Annotated in this window: 11 protein-coding genes and 1 pseudogene; 8 read left to right on the forward strand and 4 right to left on the reverse strand. The window is 54.2% G+C overall.

Features of this window, described 5'->3' with window-relative positions:
- Positions 1-47: 47 nt before the first annotated feature.
- The 8 genes from cmoM (at position 48) to APU02_RS06015 (ending at position 15,295) form a co-directional block, all read left to right on the forward strand.
- Positions 48-860 (forward strand): tRNA uridine 5-oxyacetic acid(34) methyltransferase CmoM, encoded by an 813-nt coding sequence (gene cmoM, locus APU02_RS05980; protein ID WP_060569539.1) that lies wholly within the window; start codon positions 48-50, stop codon positions 858-860.
- Complete coding sequence (gene mukF / locus APU02_RS05985; RefSeq protein WP_042288102.1) at positions 853-2,175, forward strand: chromosome partition protein MukF; 1,323 nt, start codon at positions 853-855, stop codon at positions 2,173-2,175. Before cmoM ends, mukF begins: the two co-directional genes overlap by 8 nt.
- Entirely contained in the window at positions 2,156-2,860 is a 705-nt protein-coding gene (gene mukE / locus APU02_RS05990) for a chromosome partition protein MukE (RefSeq protein WP_042288098.1), read from the forward strand. The genes mukF and mukE overlap by 20 nt, the downstream gene beginning before the upstream one ends.
- Positions 2,860-7,308 (forward strand): chromosome partition protein MukB, encoded by a 4,449-nt coding sequence (mukB, locus tag APU02_RS05995; RefSeq protein WP_060569540.1) that lies wholly within the window; start codon positions 2,860-2,862, stop codon positions 7,306-7,308. Before mukE ends, mukB begins: the two co-directional genes overlap by 1 nt.
- A gap of 325 nt (positions 7,309-7,633) precedes the next feature.
- Entirely contained in the window at positions 7,634-11,863 is a 4,230-nt protein-coding gene (locus APU02_RS06000) for an inverse autotransporter beta domain-containing protein (RefSeq protein WP_060569541.1), read from the forward strand.
- 187 nt (positions 11,864-12,050) lie between these two features.
- Positions 12,051-13,901 carry a L,D-transpeptidase gene (gene ldtD, locus APU02_RS06005; protein WP_060569542.1) on the forward strand — a complete coding sequence of 617 codons (1,851 nt, stop codon included), beginning with the start codon at positions 12,051-12,053 and terminating at the stop codon, positions 13,899-13,901.
- 178 nt (positions 13,902-14,079) lie between these two features.
- Complete coding sequence (locus tag APU02_RS06010) at positions 14,080-14,628, forward strand: YcbK family protein (RefSeq protein ID WP_042288084.1); 549 nt, start codon at positions 14,080-14,082, stop codon at positions 14,626-14,628.
- 19 nt (positions 14,629-14,647) lie between these two features.
- Positions 14,648-15,295, forward strand: coding sequence for an MBL fold metallo-hydrolase (locus APU02_RS06015; protein WP_060569543.1), 648 nt, complete (start codon positions 14,648-14,650; stop codon positions 15,293-15,295).
- Positions 15,296-15,390: 95 nt separating this feature from the next.
- Here the strand turns inward: APU02_RS06015 and aspC are convergent, their stop codons facing one another.
- The 4 genes and pseudogenes from aspC to pncB form a co-directional block, all read right to left on the reverse strand.
- The gene (gene aspC / locus APU02_RS06020; protein WP_060569544.1) at positions 15,391-16,581 is read right to left on the reverse strand and encodes an aspartate transaminase; all 1,191 of its coding nucleotides are present in this window, start codon (positions 16,579-16,581) and stop codon (positions 15,391-15,393) included.
- Positions 16,582-16,764: 183 nt separating this feature from the next.
- Positions 16,765-17,882, reverse strand: a pseudogene (gene ompF / locus APU02_RS06025) (porin OmpF).
- A gap of 586 nt (positions 17,883-18,468) precedes the next feature.
- On the reverse strand, positions 18,469-19,869 hold the full coding sequence (gene asnS / locus APU02_RS06030; protein ID WP_042288071.1) for an asparagine--tRNA ligase: 1,401 nt from the start codon (positions 19,867-19,869) through the stop codon (positions 18,469-18,471).
- 161 nt (positions 19,870-20,030) lie between these two features.
- Positions 20,031-21,233, reverse strand: a complete 1,203-nt coding sequence (pncB, locus tag APU02_RS06035) for a nicotinate phosphoribosyltransferase (RefSeq protein ID WP_042288068.1) — start codon at positions 21,231-21,233, stop codon at positions 20,031-20,033.
- Between the last annotated feature and the right edge of the window lie 135 nt (positions 21,234-21,368).

Raw genomic sequence — 21,368 nt, forward strand, 5'->3', positions numbered from 1 at the left:
AAATAGCGGTTTTGATTAAGAACCCCAAGCCGTCAGTGGAGAGCCCGATGCGGGATCGCAATTTTGATGACATCGCGGAAAAGTTTTCCCGTAACATTTACGGCACCACCAAAGGCCAGTTGCGCCAGGCGATCCTCTGGCAGGATCTCGATGGCCTGCTGGCGCAATACGGTACGCAAAAACTGCGCGTGCTGGATGCCGGCGGCGGCGAAGGCCAGACCGCGATCAAAATGGCAGAGCGGGGCCACCACGTCACCTTATGTGACCTTTCCGCGGAAATGATCGCCCGCGCGCAGCAGGCGGCGGACGCAAAAGGTGTGAGCGATAACATGCATTTTATACAATGCGCCGCTCAGGACGTAGCTTCGCATTTGGAAAGCCCGGTTGATCTGATATTGTTTCATGCGGTGCTGGAATGGGTTGCAGAACCGGTCTGCGTATTAGAGACGCTGTGGTCGGTATTGCGCCCCGGTGGCGCACTGTCGTTAATGTTCTACAATGCCAACGGCCTGTTGATGCACAATATGGTGGCCGGGAATTTCGATTACGTGCAGGTGGGGATGCCAAAGCGTAAAAAGCGCACGCTTTCACCGGACTATCCCCGTGAGCCAGGGCAGGTTTATCAGTGGCTGGAACAGATTGGCTGGCAAATAACCGGAAAAACCGGGGTGCGCGTCTTTCATGATTATCTGCGTGAAAAGCACCAGCAGCGGGACTGCTATGAGATGCTGCTTGAACTTGAAACGCGTTATTGCCGTCAGGAACCCTGGATAAGCCTTGGCCGGTATATACACGTCACCGCGCTGAAACGCCTGTCCCATGAGGCTTTACCCGCAGATGCAAGGATAACCTATGAGTGAATTTTCCCAGACAGTCCCCGAACTGGTTGCCTGGGCCAGAAAAAATGATTTTTCTATCTCGCTGCCGGTAGACCGACTTTCGTTCCTGTTGGCCGTGGCCACGCTGAACGGTGAGCGACTCGACGGCGAGATGAGTGAAGGCGAACTGGTGGATGCGTTTCGCCATGTCAGTGATGCGTTTGAGCAAACCAGCGAAACCATTGGCGTACGCGCGAACAATGCGATCAACGACATGGTGCGTCAACGTCTGCTGAACCGCTTTACCAGCGAGCAGGCGGAAGGGAACGCCATTTATCGTCTTACCCCGCTTGGCATCGGGATTACCGATTATTATATCCGCCAGCGCGAGTTCTCCACGCTGCGTCTGTCAATGCAGTTGTCGATCGTCGCAGGAGAACTGAAGCGCGCAGCGGATGCCGCGGATGAAGGCGGCGACGAGTTCCACTGGCATCGTAACGTCTATGCGCCGCTAAAATACTCGGTGGCGGAAATTTTCGACAGCATCGATCTCACCCAGCGCATTATGGATGAGCAGCAACAGCAGGTTAAAGACGACATCGCGCAACTGCTGAATAAAGACTGGCGGGCGGCAATTTCCAGCTGCGAACTCTTGCTCTCGGAAACGTCGGGCACCCTGCGCGAACTGCAGGATACGCTGGAGGCGGCGGGTGATAAGCTGCAGGCCAACCTGCTGCGCATCCAGGATGCGACGTTGGCGCATGACGATCTGCATTTCGTCGATCGTCTGGTATTTGATCTGCAAAGTAAGCTTGACCGTATTATCAGTTGGGGTCAGCAGTCTATCGATCTGTGGATCGGCTATGACCGCCACGTGCATAAATTTATCCGTACCGCTATCGACATGGATAAAAATCGCGTTTTTGCCCAGCGTCTGCGCCAGTCTGTCCAGACCTATTTCGACGAGCCGTGGGCGCTGACCTATGCGAACGCCGATCGTCTGCTGGATATGCGTGACGAGGAAATGGCGCTGCGCGACGAAGAGGTGACCGGGGAACTTCCACCGGATTTAGAGTACGAAGAATTTAACGAGATCCGCGAGCAACTGGCGGCGATCATCGAAGAACAGTTGGCTGTCTACAAAACCAAAGAGACGCCGCTGGATCTCGGTCTCGTGGTACGCGAATATCTGTCGCAGTACCCGCGTGCGCGTCATTTCGACGTGGCGCGTATTGTTATCGATCAGGCGGTACGTCTTGGCGTAGCGCAAGCAGACTTCACCGGACTGCCAGCCAAATGGCAGCCGATTAATGATTACGGAGCCAAGGTACAGGCGCATGTCATTGACAAATATTGAACAAGTGATGCCGGTTAAGCTGGCGCAGGCGCTGGCGAATCCGTTATTTCCGGCGCTGGACAGCGCGTTACGCTCAGGCCGTCATATTGGACTGGACGAACTGGATAATCATGCCTTTTTGATGGATTTTCAGGACTATCTGGAAGAGTTTTACAGCCGCTATAACGTCGAGCTGATCCGCGCGCCGGAAGGGTTTTTCTACCTGCGTCCGCGTTCCACGACGCTGATCCCGCGTTCTGTTCTTTCCGAACTGGATATGATGGTCGGGAAAATCCTCTGCTACCTCTATCTCAGCCCGGAGAGGCTGGCGAATGAAGGGATTTTCACCCAACAGGAGCTGTACGACGAACTGTTAACGCTGGCCGACGAAGCTAAACTGTTGAAGCTGGTGAATAACCGCTCAACCGGCTCCGACGTGGACCGGCAAAAGCTGCAGGAAAAAATGCGCTCGTCCTTAAACCGCCTGCGTCGCTTAGGCATGGTGTGGTTTATGGGGCACGACAGCAGCAAATTCCGCATTACGGAATCGGTATTCCGCTTTGGCGCGGATGTTCGTACTGGCGACGACCCGCGCGAAGCCCAGCGCCGCTTAATTCGCGACGGAGAGGCGATGCCGGTCGAAAACCACTTACAGCTCAACGATGAGACCGAAGAGAATCAGCCGGACAGTGGAGAAGAAGAATAATGATTGAACGCGGTAAATTTCGCTCACTTACGCTGATTAACTGGAACGGTTTCTTTGCCCGTACCTTTGACCTTGATGAATTAGTCACCACGCTTTCCGGCGGTAACGGGGCGGGGAAATCGACCACCATGGCGGCCTTCGTCACGGCGTTGATCCCGGACTTAACCCTGCTGCACTTCCGTAACACAACCGAAGCGGGGGCGACCAGCGGGTCACGCGATAAAGGCCTGCACGGTAAGCTGAAGGCGGGCGTGTGTTATTCGATGCTCGATACCATCAACTCACGCCACCAGCGGGTGGTGGTCGGCGTGCGTCTGCAACAGGTCGCCGGTCGCGACCGGAAAGTGGACATTAAACCCTTTGCCATTCAGGGACTGCCGATGTCGGTTCAGCCGACGCAACTGGTGACGGAAACCCTCAACGAACGTCAGGCGCGCGTGCTCACGCTCAACGAGCTGAAAGACAAGCTTGATGAAATGGAAGGCGTACAGTTTAAGCAGTTCAACTCCATAACTGATTACCATTCGTTGATGTTTGATTTGGGCATCATTGCCCGTCGTCTGCGCTCGGCTTCCGACCGCAGTAAATTCTATCGCCTGATTGAAGCGTCGCTGTACGGCGGCATCTCCAGCGCCATCACCCGCTCTTTACGCGACTACCTGCTGCCGGAAAACAGCGGTGTGCGCAAGGCATTCCAGGATATGGAAGCGGCGCTGCGTGAAAACCGCATGACCCTGGAAGCGATCCGCGTCACCCAGTCTGACCGCGATCTGTTTAAGCACCTGATCAGCGAAGCCACCAACTATGTGGCGGCGGACTACATGCGCCACGCCAACGAGCGTCGCATTCACCTGGACAAGGCGCTGGAGTTCCGTCGTGAACTTTACGCCTCGCGTAAACAGCTTGCGGCTGAGCAGTATAAACATGTCGATATGGCGCGCGAACTTGCCGAGCACAACGGCGCGGAAGGGGATCTTGAGGCCGACTATCAGGCCGCGAGCGATCACCTGAATCTGGTGCAAACCGCGCTCCGTCAGCAGGAAAAAATTGAGCGCTACGAAGCGGATCTCGACGAGCTGCAGATCCGTCTCGAAGAGCAAAACGAAGTGGTGGCGGAAGCCGCCGAACGGCAGGAAGATAACGAGGCGCGCGCCGAAGCCGCCGAACTGGAAGTGGATGAGCTGAAAAGCCAGCTCGCCGACTACCAGCAGGCGCTGGACGTTCAGCAGACCCGCGCGATTCAATACAACCAGGCGATTTCCGCGTTACAGCGCGCTAAAGAACTTTGCCATTTGCCGGACCTCACCGCAGACAGCGCCGCCGAGTGGCTGGACACCTTCCAGGCGAAAGAGCAGGAAGCCACCGAAAAAATGCTCTCTCTCGAGCAGAAAATGAGTGTGGCGCAAACGGCGCACAGCCAGTTTGAGCAGGCGTATCAACTGGTGGTGGCGATTAACGGCCCGCTGGCGCGTAACGAAGCATGGGACGTGGCGCGCGAACTGCTGCGCGAAGGCGTCGATCAACGCCACCTGGCTGAACAGGTTCAGCCGTTGCGGATGCGCCTGAGCGAGCTGGAGCAGCGCCTGCGCGAACAGCAAGATGCGGAGCGTCTGCTGGCGGAGTTCTGCAAACGGCAGGGTAAACAGTTCGACATTGATGAACTGGAGGCACTGCATCAGGAACTGGAAGCGCGCATCGCGTCGCTCTCTGACAGCGTCTCTAACGCTCACGAACAGCGGATGGCGCTGCGTCAGGAACAGGAGCAGCTTCAGTCGCGCATTCAGCACTTAATGCAGCGCGCGCCGGTGTGGCTGGCGGCGCAGAACAGCCTGAGTCAACTCAGCGAGCAGTGTGGCGAGGAGTTCACCTCCAGCCAGGATGTGACCGGATATCTGCAACAGTTGCTGGAACGCGAACGTGAAGCGATTGTTGAGCGTGATGAAGTCGGCGCGCGTAAGAACGCCGTTGACGAAGAAATTGAACGCTTAAGTCAGCCTGGCGGTGCGGAAGATCAACGGCTTAACGCGTTGGCGGAACGGTTTGGCGGCGTCCTGCTGTCGGAAATCTATGACGACGTCAGTCTGGAAGATGCCCCGTACTTCTCCGCGCTGTACGGCCCGTCGCGCCATGCTATCGTGGTCCCGGATCTTTCGCAGATCGCCGAGCAACTGGAAGGCTTAACGGATTGCCCGGAAGATTTGTATCTGATTGAAGGGGATCCGCAGTCTTTCGATGACAGTGTTTTCAGCGTCGACGAACTGGAAAAAGCGGTGGTGGTCAAAATTGCCGATCGCCAGTGGCGTTACTCCCGTTTTCCGTCGGTGCCGCTGTTTGGCCGCGCTGCGCGTGAAAGCCGTATCGAAAGCCTGCACGCTGAGCGTGAAGGTCTGTCGGAACGTTTCGCCACGCTCTCTTTTGACGTCCAGAAAACCCAGCGTCTGCATCAGGCTTTTAGCCGCTTCATCGGTAGCCATCTTTCGGTGGCGTTTGAGTCCGATCCGGAAGCCGAAATTCGCCAGTTGAACGCCCGCCGCGTTGAGCTCGAGCGCGCGCTGACCGCCCATGAAAGCGATAACCAGCAGCAGCGTCTCCAGTACGAACAGGCGAAAGAGGGCGTTTCTGCCCTGAACCGCCTGCTGCCGCGTCTCAATCTGTTGGCGGACGACAGTCTGGCGGATCGCGTGGATGAGATCCGCGAACGGCTGGACGATGCGCAGGAAGCCGCGCGCTTTATTCAGCAGCACGGCAACCAGCTTGCTAAACTGGAACCGGTCGTTTCGGTATTGCAGAGCGACCCGGAACAGTTTGAACAACTGAAAGACGATTTCGCCTATGCCCAACAAGTGCAGCGCGATGCCCGTCAACAGGCGTTTGCGCTGACGGAAGTGGTGCAGCGTCGTGCCCACTTCGGTTACTCCGACTCAGCGGAAATGCTCAGCGGCAACAGCGATCTGAACGAAAAGCTGCGTCAACGTCTGGAACAGGCGGAAGCGGAACGCACCCGCGCCCGCGAAGCGCTGCGTGGTCATGCTGCGCAATTGAGCCAGTACAACCAGGTGCTGGCGTCGCTGAAAAGTTCCTATGACACCAAGAAAGAGTTGCTCAACGACCTGCAACGCGAGCTGCAGGATATCGGCGTGCGCGCCGACAGCGGGGCGGAAGAGCGTGCGCGGATGCGTCGTGATGAACTGCATGCCCAGCTCAGCAATAACCGTTCGCGCCGCAACCAGCTTGAGAAAGCGCTCACCTTCTGTGAAGCGGAAATGGATAACCTGACCCGTAAACTGCGCCGTCTGGAACGCGATTACTTTGAAATGCGTGAGCAGGTTGTCACGGCGAAAGCCGGGTGGTGTGCAGTGATGCGGCTGGTGAAAGACAGCGGCGTGGAGCGCCGCCTGCACCGCCGCGAGCTGGCCTATCTTTCCGGGGACGATCTGCGTTCCATGTCGGATAAGGCGCTCGGCGCGCTGCGTCTGGCCGTTGCGGATAACGAGCATCTGCGTGACGTCCTGCGCTTGTCGGAAGATCCAAAACGTCCGGAGCGTAAAATTCAGTTCTTCGTCGCGGTGTATCAGCATCTGCGTGAACGTATCCGTCAGGATATCATTCGTACCGACGACCCGGTGGAAGCGATCGAACAGATGGAGATCGAACTGGGCCGCCTGACCGAAGAGCTGACGTCCCGCGAACAGAAACTGGCGATCAGCTCCCGTAGCGTGGCGAACATCATTCGTAAAACTATCCAGCGTGAACAGAACCGTATCCGTCAGCTCAACCAGGGCTTGCAGAGCGTTTCCTTCGGCCAGGTCAATAGCGTACGGTTGAATGTCAACGTGCGTGAAACCCACGCGACGCTGCTGGAGGTGTTGTCTGAACAGCACGAGCAGCATCAGGATCTGTTCAACAGCAATCGCCTCACCTTCTCGGAAGCGCTGGCGAAGCTGTATCAGCGACTGAATCCGCAAATTGACATGGGGCAGCGCACGCCGCAGACCATTGGCGAGGAATTGCTGGATTACCGTAACTACCTGGAAATGGAAGTTGAGGTTAACCGTGGTTCCGACGGCTGGCTGCGCGCAGAGTCCGGCGCGCTGTCTACCGGTGAGGCGATCGGTACCGGTATGTCTATTCTGGTGATGGTGGTACAGAGCTGGGAAGATGAAGCGCGTCGCCTGCGCGGCAAAGATATCTCACCGTGCCGCCTGCTGTTCCTTGATGAAGCGGCGCGTCTCGATGCGCGTTCCATCGCCACGCTGTTTGAGCTGTGCGAACGCCTGCAGATGCAGCTCATCATCGCGGCGCCGGAAAACATCAGTCCGGAAAAAGGCACCACCTATAAACTGGTGCGTAAAGTCTTCCAGAATACGGAACACGTACACGTGGTAGGGCTGCGCGGCTTTGCGCCACAGCCTCCGGAAGGTGTGCCGGGCGTGACTGAAGCGTCGTAGATCGGTTCGCAACAACGTAAAAGCCGTAATCATTGGATTACGGCTTTTTTACGCGTGATACCTGAAAAATTCTAAATTTATATTTATATAAAATTAAATATATAACTCAAAATTCTAATATTCATTCTGCTTATCTTTATAAGGTGTTAATTTTTATTCAAAAGAACTGACTGGCGGGTTTATATTAATTTCTTTCAAGAATGTAATTTCAACTTTTATCCGGGTAATTTAATCCTGTTAATTATTGGCGTAATTGAAGGTGTTGTGCTGTTTACCATAAAATAAGCTTTTAACTTTCCCTATGGATAAACCAGGGACAAATTATATGAATTTATCGACAAGGAAGTCTTTAGCCTGTTTGCAAATAGCGCTTCAGTTATTTTCCTCCTCAAGCCTGGTCTATTTTTCACCGAGTTATGCTGAGAGCGCACAGGACAAGTCCTCTGTTTTATCAGCCAACGATACGAATAATCGCGAAGGGCAGGACGCAAATCGTGTTGCGCAAGCGGCCGTGCAAGCGGGATCGTTACTGAGTAGTGATGACGCAGCGACCGCATTAAGCACTACGGTTATCTCGACGGCGACAGGCGAAGCCTCCTCCGCCGTGCAAAAGTGGTTGAATCAGTTTGGCACGGCGCGGGTGAATATCAGTACTGATGAACATTTTACGCTTTCTGATTCTGAACTTGATCTCCTGCTTCCGTTGTATAACGAAAAAGAACATCTGTTTTTTACTCAGTTAGGCGGCAGACGGCATGATGACAGAAATGTTATCAATACAGGACTGGGGTATCGCCATTTTTCTGACGACTGGATGTGGGGCACAAATCTTTTTTACGATCGGCAGGTTTCGGATAACCATCACGAACGTCTCGGCGTGGGCGCTGAGTTAGGTTGGGATTACGTCAAACTTGCCGCTAATGGCTATTTTCGTCTCAGTGACTGGATGGCATCTTCTCAGTATCGGGATTATGACGAGCGCGCGGCGAATGGTTTTGATGTTCGCGCGACGGGGTATTTGCCTGCTTATCCTCAGTTAGGCGCCAATATAATTTATGAAAAATATTATGGCGACAGCGTGGGGTTATTCGGAGACGATGAAGACGATCGACAGAAAAATCCTTACGCCGTCACCTTAGGCCTCAACTATACCCCTGTTCCGTTGATTACCCTCGGTGCAAATCAAAAAATGGGCAAAAGCGGCCAGAACGATACGCAGCTCAATCTCAGCGTAAACTGGTCGCCTGGCGTGCCTTTGCGCGATCAGCTCGATCCTTCTGCGCTGGCTCAGCGTCGCTCTCTGATGGGAAGCCGTCAGGATCTCGTCGACCGTAACAATAATATTGTACTTGAATACCGCAAACAGGAACTCATTTCACTGTCATTACCCACGGCGATTCAGGGGGAAGAACAGACTAAACAATCCGTGACAGCGAAAGTAAAAACCAAATATGGTCTTGAACGCATTGAATGGCAGGCGGCTTCATTTCTCAGCAACGGCGGCAAGATCAGTTCCGGCGGAAGTGCGGAGCAGTTTGTTTTCACCTTACCCGCCTGGCAGGGAAGTGGCGTCAATAGCTACACCCTCAAAGCTATTGCGTGGGATAAAAAAGGCAACGCTTCTGACGCCAGCGAAATGAAGGTCAACGTGAGCGGCATTAATGTCACTACGCTGCAGTCGACCACGGTGGTCTCACCCGCCAGCATTCCTGCTGATGGCGCTTCAACGGCCAATGTTACTGTCAGTCTCAAAACAACGTCTGGCGAAAATGCGAGCGGACTGGCGGCACGACTGACGGCTACGCTAAGCGCTGCGAAAATGAACACCGCGCAGGTGGGCGGTGAGGTAGCAGAGAAGAACGCGACGATTGGTCACTTTAACGAGACGTCAGCTGGCGTATACGTTGCTACCGTGACGGCGGGCACACAGGCTGAAACACTGACGATTCAACCGTTGATTGACGGAAACGTGAAGCTGGCCAGCGCGAAGCTGACTGAAGAGGCTACGCAAAGCGCTGCGCAACTCACCGCTGTGGATGTCCCCGCAACCAGCGCCCTGGCGAACGGCGTCACGCCCCTAACCCTGACCGCGCATGTCACCGATCAAAACGGTAATGTCGTGAAAGACGCGACTGTTGACTGGTCGGCCGATAATCCGCAGGCAAAATTGTCCGCGAACACTACGCTGACAGATGCTAACGGTACCGCGCAAATTCAGGTAAGCAGTACGGCAGTGATCACCACAGTTGTGACAGCTCAGTTGCTGCAGGGCAACGCGATTAGCACCCCTTCGCTGAGTTTCACCGCAGATATAACCCGCGCAGAGGTCAGCGCTATTTCTGCCGCGAAGAAGCAGGTCGTGGCAAACAATAATGATACCGACATCATTACCGCCCAGGTGACGGATAATGCCAATCATCCGCTGGGCGGAGTGACGGTTAACTGGGTCGTTAATAAAACGGACGGCACAAAAATCACTGAAAAGACGTCGGTGTCGGACGTACAGGGTAAGGCAACATTGAGTCTGAAGTCAGCGAAGACGGGAACAGTGACGGTGAGCGCAAGCGTTAATAATGGCAAGGCGCAAACCACAGATCCCATTACCTTTGTTGCGGATAGTAGTACGCAGAAAATTGACGGTATTACGGTAAGCACCACAAAACAAGTTGCCGATGGCGCCAGCACTATCCGTTATGAAGCGACGGTCAGAAATGCGGAAGGTCTTCCTTTACCGGATATTACCGTTAACTGGTCAGCGGACAACAGTAATGTCACATTAAGCCAGAATCAGACGATCAGTGATGCGAATGGCGTCGCTGCAATGACTGTAAGCTCGAAGAAAGCGGGTAGCGTTATTGTCACTGCGCGAACCAGTGAGAGCGCGCCTTTCCAGGCTGAAGCCGTGATTTTTACGGCTGATCCAACGACTGCACGCGTTGGGGCGTTAAGTAGCGACAAACAACGTGCGCTAGCCAATGGAACTGCGGCAATAAAAGTTAGCGCAACGGTTGTGGATGCAAATGAAAACCCGCTGTCCGCCGCTGAAGTAAAATGGGCTGTTTCGCCCTCCACAGGTCAGTTGTCTGCGACAAGCTCCACCACGCAGGCCGATGGGGTTGCGGATGTGCTGCTGACAACGACCACGGTGGACCGCTACAGCGTCGAAGCCAGCATCAATGGAAGCACAAAAACGTTAGGCGATTTAACGTTCACTGGCGATCCAGGAACGGCGACTGTATCGTCACTCAGCGCGGATAAAATGTCGGGAATTATTGCGGGTAAAGATAACGTGACGCTAACAGCGAAGGTTATTGATGCCAACCAGAACCCAATTTCAGGCGTAATCGTAAACTGGAGTAGCAGTGAAACGAGCAGCCGCTTTAGTGAAAGTGCATCAACGACGGATGCTCAGGGGATCGCGAAGACCCAATTCTCAAGCCTGAAGGCGGGGAATATCGAGGTGACCGCAGCGGCAGGCGCCAGCAGCCAGACGGCACAACTCCAGGTCATCGGGAATGTGGCAACCGCGCAGGTGACGGATGTAAAAGCAAACACCGCGACGGCGGTTGCCGATGGTCAGGAAAAAATCAGCTGGACAGCGACAGTTGCGGATGAAAATGGCAACGTCTTAACGGGTGCATCGGTAAACTGGCGTGCTGACCTGGATGGCGTCACACTGTCCCCGCAAAGCAGTCAAACTGACAGTAGCGGCAGCGCCACAACGGAGGGGACCTCCGTGAAATCAGGCGTGGTAACGGTTACTGCAACGCCAGACGCTAATCCTTCAGGAGCACATTCGGGTAATAGTGTTACCTTTACTGCGGATGCGAAGACGGCAACGCTGGCAAAATTAACCCCAAGCGCTGACTCAGCCTATGTCGGGAAGGGCGAAGTCACTTACCGTGCTGAAGTGGTCGACGGTAATAATAATCCCTTGCCTTCCGCGACGGTTTCCTGGAGCACGACGCTGAATTCGCTTTCTGCTACTGAAACGCAGTCCGATAGCGGAGGTATCGCTACGGTTAAACTGTCGGGCTCTACGGTTGGGCAGGTCACGGTAAAGGCCACCATTGGCAACTCAGAGTTAACCAATAAAGCGGTCACCTTCATTGATGATTACCGGGGGAGCTGGGACATCTCGGTTGTCGGCACCACCGTACAAGGCGATAACTGGGACTCACAGCATATTGGAGGCATCCCTGATATGGCATTCGTGACGACGGGCGATACACAGGGGCCAGACTCGCTAATTTCCGACGTGATGGGCTCCAGCCCGCTCACGGTGCCAATGACCGATCAGAACGGGAAAACGTGGAATGTGATCGTTCAGGGACGTCGCGCCACAGCCTGTAATGTCTTCCAGCTGAACTCTTATGGGCAGCCTTGTTACGAGGCCAATGCGCCTGTCTGGGCGAATCTCGTGTATTCTTCCTCAACAAATGCGTCTTTGCCTGCGGGAGTCTATCGCGGCACGATACAGCTTTTAGGCAAAAGTAAAGGCACGCAATGGTCTTACAAGTATGATGTCGAGACCACATTAACCATTACCGAGTAAGGCGTCCTTTTCGTTCTTTCCCCGTGCTTAAAACACGGGGATTTTTTCTGCCCACTTAACAACCTTCTCATACTGAGTTATCTTTAAATTCCTTTACATAAGGTTAGGTAAACGCCTGTCAGCCTTTCTATAATAGGAAAAAGCCCCGGATGTGCGGGCATGTCATATAGCAACCAGGGGGCAAGGGATGTTGCTTAATCAATTTGGTGGTCGTCGGCTTTCGGCATTCAGTTTGTGCCTGGCTGTAACATTCGCTCCACACTTCAATGTTCAGGCTGATGAGCCTGAGGTTATCGCTGGCGGCAGTCCTGTCGTCGCCAATGAACAAAGTCTCGCTCAGCCGCAGGCGCAGTCCGCCGCAACGGCTGTGATGGCGGGTCTCCAGCCCCTTCCTGAAGGCGCGACGGAAAAAGCGCGCGCGGAGCTTCAGTCCCGGTTGCCTGCAGGGTACACCCCTGTCTATATGAATCAACTGGAATTGCTGTATGCGGCGCGTGATATGCGGCCGATGTGGGAGAACCGTGATGCGGTGAAAGCCTTCCAGCAGCAACTGGCTGAGGTGGCGATCGCGGGCTTCCAGCCACAGTTCACCCACTGGGTGGCGCTACTCACCGATCCGTCCGTCAGCGGATTAACGCGCGATGTCGTTCTGTCTGACGCGATGATGGGGTACCTGCACTTTATCGCCAATATTCCGGTCAAAGGCAACCGCTGGCTCTACAGCAGCAAGCCGTACGCAATGACGACGCCGCCGCTGTCGGTGATTAACCAGTGGCAGGTCGCGCTGGATAACGGTCAACTGCCTGCTTTTATCGCCGGGCTGGCGCCGCAACACCCGCAATACGCGTCGATGCATGCGTCGCTGCTGGAGTTGGTCGGCGATTCCCGTCCATGGCCGCAGTTGACCGGGAAAGCGACGCTGCGTCCGGGACAGTGGAGTAATGATGTTCCGGCGCTGCGCGAAATCCTCCAGCGTACCGGGATGCTTGAAGGAGGACCGAAGATCGCGCTACCCGGCGATGAAACGCCATCAGAGGCAGTGGTCAGTCCGTCAGCCGTCGCCGTTGACGCACCCGACGCGAAGTCCTCGCCGCAGAGCGCGCCGCGCAGCAAGCCAGCGCCAGCCGTACGCGCGGCTTATGATAAAGAGCTTGTCGCGGCGGTCAAACGCTTCCAGACCTGGCAGGGACTGGGCGCGGACGGGGCGATTGGCCCTGCGACCCGCGACTGGCTGAACGTCACCCCGGCACAGCGCGCAGGGGTGCTGGCATTGAACATCCAGCGTCTGCGCTTACTTCCGGCTGACCTGTCGACGGGGATCATGGTTAATATCCCGGCCTACTCGTTGGTTTATTATCAGAACGGCAACCAGGTGCTGGCGTCGAGGGTTATCGTAGGGCGTCCCGATCGTAAAACGCCGATGATGAGCAGCGCCCTGAATAATGTGGTGGTCAACCCGCCGTGGAATGTCCCGCCGACGCTGGCGAGAAAAGACATTCTGCCGAAGGTCTGGAATGACCCGGGCTATCTGGAACGTCACGGCTATACGGTGATGCGCGGCTGGAACAGCAGGGAGGCGATTGACCCGTGGCAGGTCGACTGGTCCACCATTACGCCGTCGAATCTGCCGTTTCGTTTCCAGCAGGCGCCCGGCGCGCATAACTCGCTGGGACGGTATAAATTTAACATGCCCAGTTCAGATGCTATTTATTTGCATGATACGCCGAACCATAATCTGTTCAAACGGGACTCCCGGGCGTTAAGCTCCGGCTGCGTGCGCGTAAACAAGGCCTCTGAGCTTGCCAATATGTTGCTACAGGATGCTGGCTGGAATAATACCCGCATCTCTGACGCTCTGAAGCAGGGGGATACCCGCTACGTCAATATTCGCCAGACGATTCCGGTCAATCTTTATTATCTGACCGCGTTCGTGGGAGCCGATGGACGAACGGAATATCGCACAGATATTTACAATTATGACCAGATAGCGCGATCCAGCGCACAAATTGTGGCAAAAGCGGAACAATTAATCAGGTAAATGAAGAAGTTCTGATAAATCTGTTGTCGTAATATTTGGCAGTCACGGGGCTATCCGGCCAGAAGCCCCGCCACTGCTGGGCTTGGGCCATCTTGACGGCGGCTTTTTTGCCAGTTAAGGTGCCCTTCGTGCGCTAAAGCATATTGTTGATGACCTTTTACCTGTAGACCTTATTACCATGGACAATTTTGACGCTAATCGCCGCAAACTGCTGGCGTTAGGTGGTGCTGCCCTGGGAGCTGCCATCTTGCCCGTGCCTGCGTTTGCCACTCTCTCTACCCCGCGTCCGCGTATTTTGACTCTCAATAATCTTCATACCGGTGAGTCAATCAAAGCGGAATTTTTTGATGGCAGAGCTTACATTCAGGATGAATTAGCCAAACTTAACCATTTTTTCCGCGACTACCGCGCAAACAAGGTGAAGTCCATCGATCCAGGACTGTTTGACCAGCTTTTCCGCCTGCAGGGGCTACTCGGCTCCCGTAAACCCGTCCAGTTGATTTCCGGTTATCGTTCGCTCGATACCAATAATGAATTGCGCGCCCACAGTCGTGGAGTCGCTAAAAAAAGCTACCACACCAAAGGCCAGGCAATGGATTTCCATATTGAAGGCGTTTCGTTAAGCAATATTCGCAAAGCCGCGTTATCTATGCGCGCTGGTGGTGTAGGATACTACCCACGCAGTAACTTTGTGCATATTGACACCGGTCCCGTACGGCACTGGTGATTAACGAAACAGGGGAAGTATGAACTATCGTATTATTCCGGTCACCGCGTTCTCCCAGAACTGTTCCTTGATCTGGTGTGAGCAAACCCGTCTGGCAGCGCTGGTCGATCCTGGTGGCGATGCCGGGAAAATCAAACAGGAAGTGGACGCCAGCGGCGTAACGCTGATGCAGATCCTGCTCACTCACGGACATCTCGATCACGTGGGGGCGGCGGCAGAGCTGGCGCAGCACTACGGCGTCCCGATTATCGGTCCGGAAAAAGAAGATCAGTTCTGGCTTGAGGGACTGCCTGCCCAGAGTCGCATGTTCGGCCTCGACGAGTGTCAGCCTTTAACGCCTGACCGCTGGTTGAATGAAGGAGAGACTGTCAGCGTAGGGAATGTGACTTTACAGGTGTTACATTGCCCGGGCCACACGCCAGGACACATCGTCTTTTTTGATAAATCGTCTCAGTTGCTCATTTCCGGGGACGTGATTTTCAAAGGCGGGGTGGGGCGCAGCGATTTTCCACGCGGTGACCATAGTCAGTTAATTGACTCCATTAAGCGTAAGCTGCTGCCGTTAGGCGATGAAGTGACCTTTATTCCGGGGCATGGGCCGCTGTCGACGCTGGGGTACGAACGTCTGCATAATCCTTTCCTCCAGGATGAAATGCCTGTCTGGTAACGGTATGTAGCCAGGCATTCAATGCGCTCCAGACCGGTGCCACGCGCCAGTAAAAAAGCCCGCTGTTTCAGCGGGCTTTCTGTTTTCCGGGTCGCTTACAGAACCGCGACGATGGCTTCGCACAGCGGCGCCATGTTGTCTGGCGTCATTCCGGCAACGTTAACCCGACCGGAGGCGACGGCGTAAACACCGAACTCCTCGCGCAGACGCAGCACCTGTTCCTTGGTCAGGCCGCTGAAGGAGAACATGCCGTTCTGCTTAATAATGAAGCTGAAATCTCGGTTTGCCCCTTTTTCCTGCAGGGTATTCACGAACAGCAGACGCATGCGCTGAATGCGCTGACGCATGTCGGTCAGTTCTTGCTCCCAAATCGCTCGCAGCGCGTCGTTGCTCAGAATGGTGGCGACAACGGAAGCGCCGTGGGCTGGCGGGTTAGAGTAGTTGGCGCGAATGACAGACTTCATCTGGCTGAACGCGCGATCAACGGTTTCCGCATCGGCGGCGACCAACGTACAGGCGCCCACGCGTTCGTTGTACAGACCAAAGTTTTTTGAGTAGGAGCTGGCAACAATCAGCTCCTTATGCAGCGCGGCGAAAGCGCGCAGCCCTTCAGCGTCCTCTTCCAGACCACGGGCAAATCCCTGGTATGCGAAGTCAAACAGCGGCAGCCAGCCTTTATCGACAGAAAGCTGAGCCAGCGTTTGCCACTGCTCAAGCGTCGGATCAATGCCGGTTGGGTTGTGGCAGCAGCCGTGGAACAGCACCACATCGCCTGCCTGGGCTTCGCTGAGGCTGTTTAGCAGCGCGTCGAAGTCGAGCGCATGGTTTTCTGCGTCGTAATACGCATACTCACGGACTTCAAGACCCGCAGAGCCAAAGACGCTCTTATGGTTCGGCCAGCTCGGGTTGCTCACCCATACGCGTTTTACCGCCGTGTTTTTCGCCAGGAAGTCTGCCGCGACGCGTAGCGCCCCGGTGCCGCCTGGTGTTTGCGCCGTGCGCGCGCGCTTGTCGTTAATCAGCGCGCTGCCTTTCCCGAACAGCAGTTCCTGGGTGCAACGGCCAAATTCCGGAATACCGTCAATGCCGAGGTAGTTTTTTGTTGTTTCATTTTCGAGTAAATACTGCTCGGCTTTTTTAACGCTGGTCAGCACCGGCGTTTTGCCAGTTTCATCTTTATAGACACCGATCCCGAGGTTAATTTTCCCAGGGCGGTCATCAGCACGAAACAGATCGGCCAGGCCCAGAATAGGGTCGGCAGGGGCGGCGGTAATGTTCTCAAACATGACGAGGTTCCATTGTGGTTACAGAAGGGAATTCCGCTATCAGGTTAACGGGAGATTTACAAAATGCCAACCGTTAGACGTGAAAACTCTCAAGGTTTTGTGAAGTCGCGAGATTCCGCTGACAGGCATAAAAAAACAGGACCGAAGTCCTGTTTTTGAGGCATTTAACAAAGGGGTCTGCTATTAGAACTGGTAAACAATACCGACTGCGACGGTGTCGTCGGAGCCTACGCCCAGTTTGTTGTCAGAATCAATCTGGTTGATGATGTAGTCAACGTAGGTGGACATGTTTTTGTTGAAGTAGTAAGTGGCGCCAACTTCCACGTAGTTCACCAGATCTTCATTACCAATACCTTCTACGTCTTTCGCTTTAGATTTGGTGTAGGCGATGGACGGGGACGCAGACCAAAGTCGAACTGGTACTGCGCGACTAACAGGATGTCCTGGGTTTTGTTAGCAAAACCGCCGCTAATTGGCGTTGCGTTACGGGTTTCACCGTAGTTTGCCGCCAGATAGAGGTTGTTCGCATCATATTTCAGACCGGTTGCCCACTGCTCAGCTTTATCACCCTGGCCACGCAGAGCCGGGTTAGTCTGCGCATTGGTACGATCGGCGGAGCCGTAAGCACCGACGATGCCGAAGCCTTCGAACTCATAGCTCAGAGAGCCACCCCAGCCGTCGCCGTTAGAACGACGCACGTCGCTGAAGTTGTTGTCATCGCCGTCAACCTCATAGGTGCTTGCGCGTTCGTTTTTGCCCAGGTACTGAACGCCGAAGTTCAGGCCTTCAACCAGACCAAAGAAGTTGGAGTTACGGTAAGTCGCAACGCCGCCTACGCGACCCACAAAGAAGTTATCGCTGTAGGCGGTATCGCCGCCAAATTCAGGCAGCATATCGGTGTAGCCCAGCGCATCGTAAACGATACCGTAGTTACGACCGTAGTCGAAGGAGCCCGCGTCGCCGAATTTCAGACCCGCGAACGCCAGACGGGTTTTGTTGCCGCTCTGCGCGTCAGAACCCCCTTCAGAGTTGTTACCCTGGAATTGATACTCCCACTGACCGTAACCGGTCAGTTGGTCATTAATCTGTGTTTCCCCTTTGAAACCAAGACGGGCATAGGTCTGGTCGCCATCGCCACCGTAGCTGTTCTCACCGTTGCCTTTAGAAAAATAATGCAGACCTACCGCTTTACCGTACAGATCCAGTTTGTTGCCGTCTTTGTTATAGACTTCTGCAGCGTTTGCCGCACCGGCAGCCAGCAGGGCAGGGATCACCACTGCCAGAATATTGCGCTTCATCATTATTTATTACCCTCATTGGTTTTTTTATGACACCTGCCACTGCCGCCAATAATTTCTGTAAATAAAAATTTACGGAACTATTGATGAGAGTTTGGTGTCTTTATGTGTCTGACAGGCATCTTTCCATTCAAACCAGCGTTCCGCTACCGTCAAAGTGCTACAAAGATAAAGATTTGGTTTCAAAAAGAAAAAATATGTAACTATATGTTTCATTTTTGGAACTTTGTGAACGATATCAAGTTTCGAACCTGTTTCCGCTTCAAATATCGGCAGTCATATCTATATATATGATTTTCTTATCTTTAATTCAGATAAGTGTAAAAAATCGAACAGAAAATCAGCACCTTTGCTTTCGCGTATGCCGTGTTGTAGCCGTCTGGAATGCTGTGCAATTGTTTAAAAAAAGTACTAATGGATGAGAATAAACTAATCCGTAGTGATATCAGGGATTTTGGTTTGTACGAAATATGACGTAACAGGACGGAAGGGGAAGGCGGTTGATCTTTACATTGCTGCCAAATTATTCACAGAAATTGACAGTTGATATCATAAAAAGGCCAGCAGCGCTGGCCTTTTGACGTCGAGATTAGAAACTTGCGTTGCGCGGTGTACGCGGGAACGGGATCACGTCACGTACGTTCTGCACGCCGGTGACGTAGGCGATCAGACGTTCGAAGCCGAGGCCAAAGCCAGAATGCGGAACCGTACCGTAGCGACGCAGATCGCGATACCACCAGTAATCTTCTTTATTCAGGCCCATTTCCAGCATTCGGGCATCCAGCACATCCAGACGTTCTTCACGCTGGGAACCACCGATAATCTCGCCAATGCCCGGCGCCAGAACATCCATCGCGGCAACGGTTTTCCCGTCGTCGTTAAGGCGCATATAGAACGCTTTAATGTCCTTCGGATAGTTTTTCACCACGACCGGCGCTTTAAAGTGCTCTTCCGCCAGATAACGCTCATGCTCTGAGGAGAGATCGACGCCCCAGTACACCGGGTTCTCAAATTTCTTACCGCAGTTTTCCAGGATCGTGACCGCATCGGTGTAGTCCACCTGGGCGAAGTCAGCTTCAATGAAGCGTTCCAGACGTGAAATCGCTTCTTTGTCTACGCGCTCCGCGAAGAACTTCATGTCGTCTGCACGTTCAGTCAGCACTGCGTTGAAGGCATATTTCAGCATGGCTTCCGCCAGTCCGGCGACGTCGTTCAGGTTAGCAAACGCGACTTCCGGCTCCAGCATCCAAAATTCAGCCAGGTGACGGCTGGTGTTGGAATTTTCGGCACGGAAGGTCGGGCCGAAGGTGTAGATCTTCGACAGTGCGCAGGCGTAAGTTTCGCCGTTCAACTGGCCGGATACGGTCAGGAATGACTCTTTACCAAAGAAGTCTTTATCGAAATCGACTTTACCCTGCTCGTTACGCGGCAGGTTTTCCAGATCCAGCGTCGACACACGGAACATTTCGCCCGCGCCTTCGGTATCGGACGCGGTAATAAGGGGAGTGGACACCCAGAAGAAGCCCTGTTCGTCGAAGAAACGATGCAGCGCCTGCGCGAGGGTATGGCGAACGCGGGCGACCGCGCCAATCATGTTGGTGCGCGGACGCAGATGCGCCACTTCACGCAGGTATTCAATGCTGTGGCGTTTCGCCGCCATCGGGTAAGTGTCCGGATCTTCCACCCAACCGGTGACTTCCACGTTCGTCGCCTGAATCTCGAAACTTTGCCCTTGTCCCGGTGAGGCCACTACCTTACCCGTAACGATAACCGAGCAACCGGTGGTCAGACGCAGCACTTCTTCATTGTAATTGGGCAGAGAATGATTAATGACGGCCTGTACAGGATCAAAGCAGGAACCGTCATAAACGGCGAGGAAGGAGATGCCAGCTTTTGAATCTCGGCGGGTACGTACCCATCCGCGCACGGTGACTTCGCTGTCAACGTCTACGCGGCCCTGGAGTACGTCGGCTACAGGCACAACGCTCATAATATTCTCTCTGTTAGTAGTCCAATATAAAAACACGTCCCCGAAACGGGGGAATACCTATGTTACCTGGCATCTGCCATCAGACAAGCAGAATTCGTTAGCAAAGAAGAAGATTTCGGAAATAAACGTGAAAAGGGAGCCGTAGCGGCTCCCTTAAGCTGTTAACTGGCTTTTTTGATATGCGGTAAATCGAAGGCTTTGCGCAACGCGCGAACAAACGCTTTGTCGTGACAAATGGTTTTGCCTGGGCTGTCGGACAGCTTGGCAACGGGCTTGCCGTTACACTCCACCAGCTTGATAACAATGTTCAGCGGCTTCACCTGCGGAATATCGCAGGTCAGGCGCGTACCGATGCCGAAGCTCAGCCGCACCCGTGAAGAGAAGTGGCGATACAGATCGACCGCTTTGCGCAGATCGAGATTATCAGAAAAGACCAGGGTTTTACTCTGCGGGTCGATGCCCAGTTTTTCATAGTGGGCGATAGCTTTCTCACCCCATTCCACCGGATCGCCGGAGTCATGCCGCAACCCCTGATAACGACTGGCGAACTCGACGCCGAAGTCGCGCAAGAACGCATCCATGGTAATACAGTCGGTCAGGGCGATCCCCAACTGGTCAGGGTATTCATGCAACCACGCTGCAAGCGCCGCACGCTGACTGGTCGCCAGTTCCGGGCTGATTTGCTGATGCGCCTGAAACCATTCGTGGGCCTGGGTTCCCATCGGCGTCAGGGAGAGACGACGAGCGAGATCGTAGTTGCTGGTGCCGACAAACCACGGCTCCTGCTGCAGGCGCTGGACAATGGCCTGCTGCACTTCGCGGGAAAAACGGCGGCGGGTGCCGAAATCCATCAGGTGGAAGTGAGACATATCGAGATCGGCGGTTAACGCAGAGAAATCGACAAGTTTACTTTCGAGCGTATCAAGCGCCTGAGAGACGCCCGCTTCCGGAGAACGATAACGATGCACCAGCTCGCTTATCACCGCCAGCAGGGGAACTTCCCACATGATGACTTCACGCCACGGGCCGGTTAAGCGGATATTGAGCTTACCGTTATCATTGCTGACCGAGACCTGCTCCGGGTTATAGCGAAAATCGCGCAACCAGTTCAGGTAATCCGCTTTGAAGAAAGGCAGTCCAGAGAGCCACTGATGCTCATCTTCCTGAAGGCGAAGATGCTGCATGGCGTTGACCTGCTCGCGAATGGCGTCAGCATAAATACCCAGCAGATCGTCGCCACGGCAACGAAATTCCGCCGCTACCTGCACATCATAGTAGTGGTGATATACGGCTTGCTGCATATGCAACTTATAAGCGTCTGTATCCAGCAACGAGTGCAGAACAGAAGAAGCGAATTGTGTCATAGGTGCGCAGTAGCATCCTCTCACGGGAGCGTTTAGTACAATAAACAACTAAGAAAACCGCTGGAGTATACCTTGTTTAGCGATTTATTGAACCCCGATCACACCATAAGCTGACTTTCGGGTCGAGTGCATTTC

The sequence above is a fragment of the Citrobacter sp. 50677481 genome (assembly GCF_001463265.1).
GTDB lineage: Bacteria > Pseudomonadota > Gammaproteobacteria > Enterobacterales > Enterobacteriaceae > Citrobacter_A > Citrobacter_A sedlakii.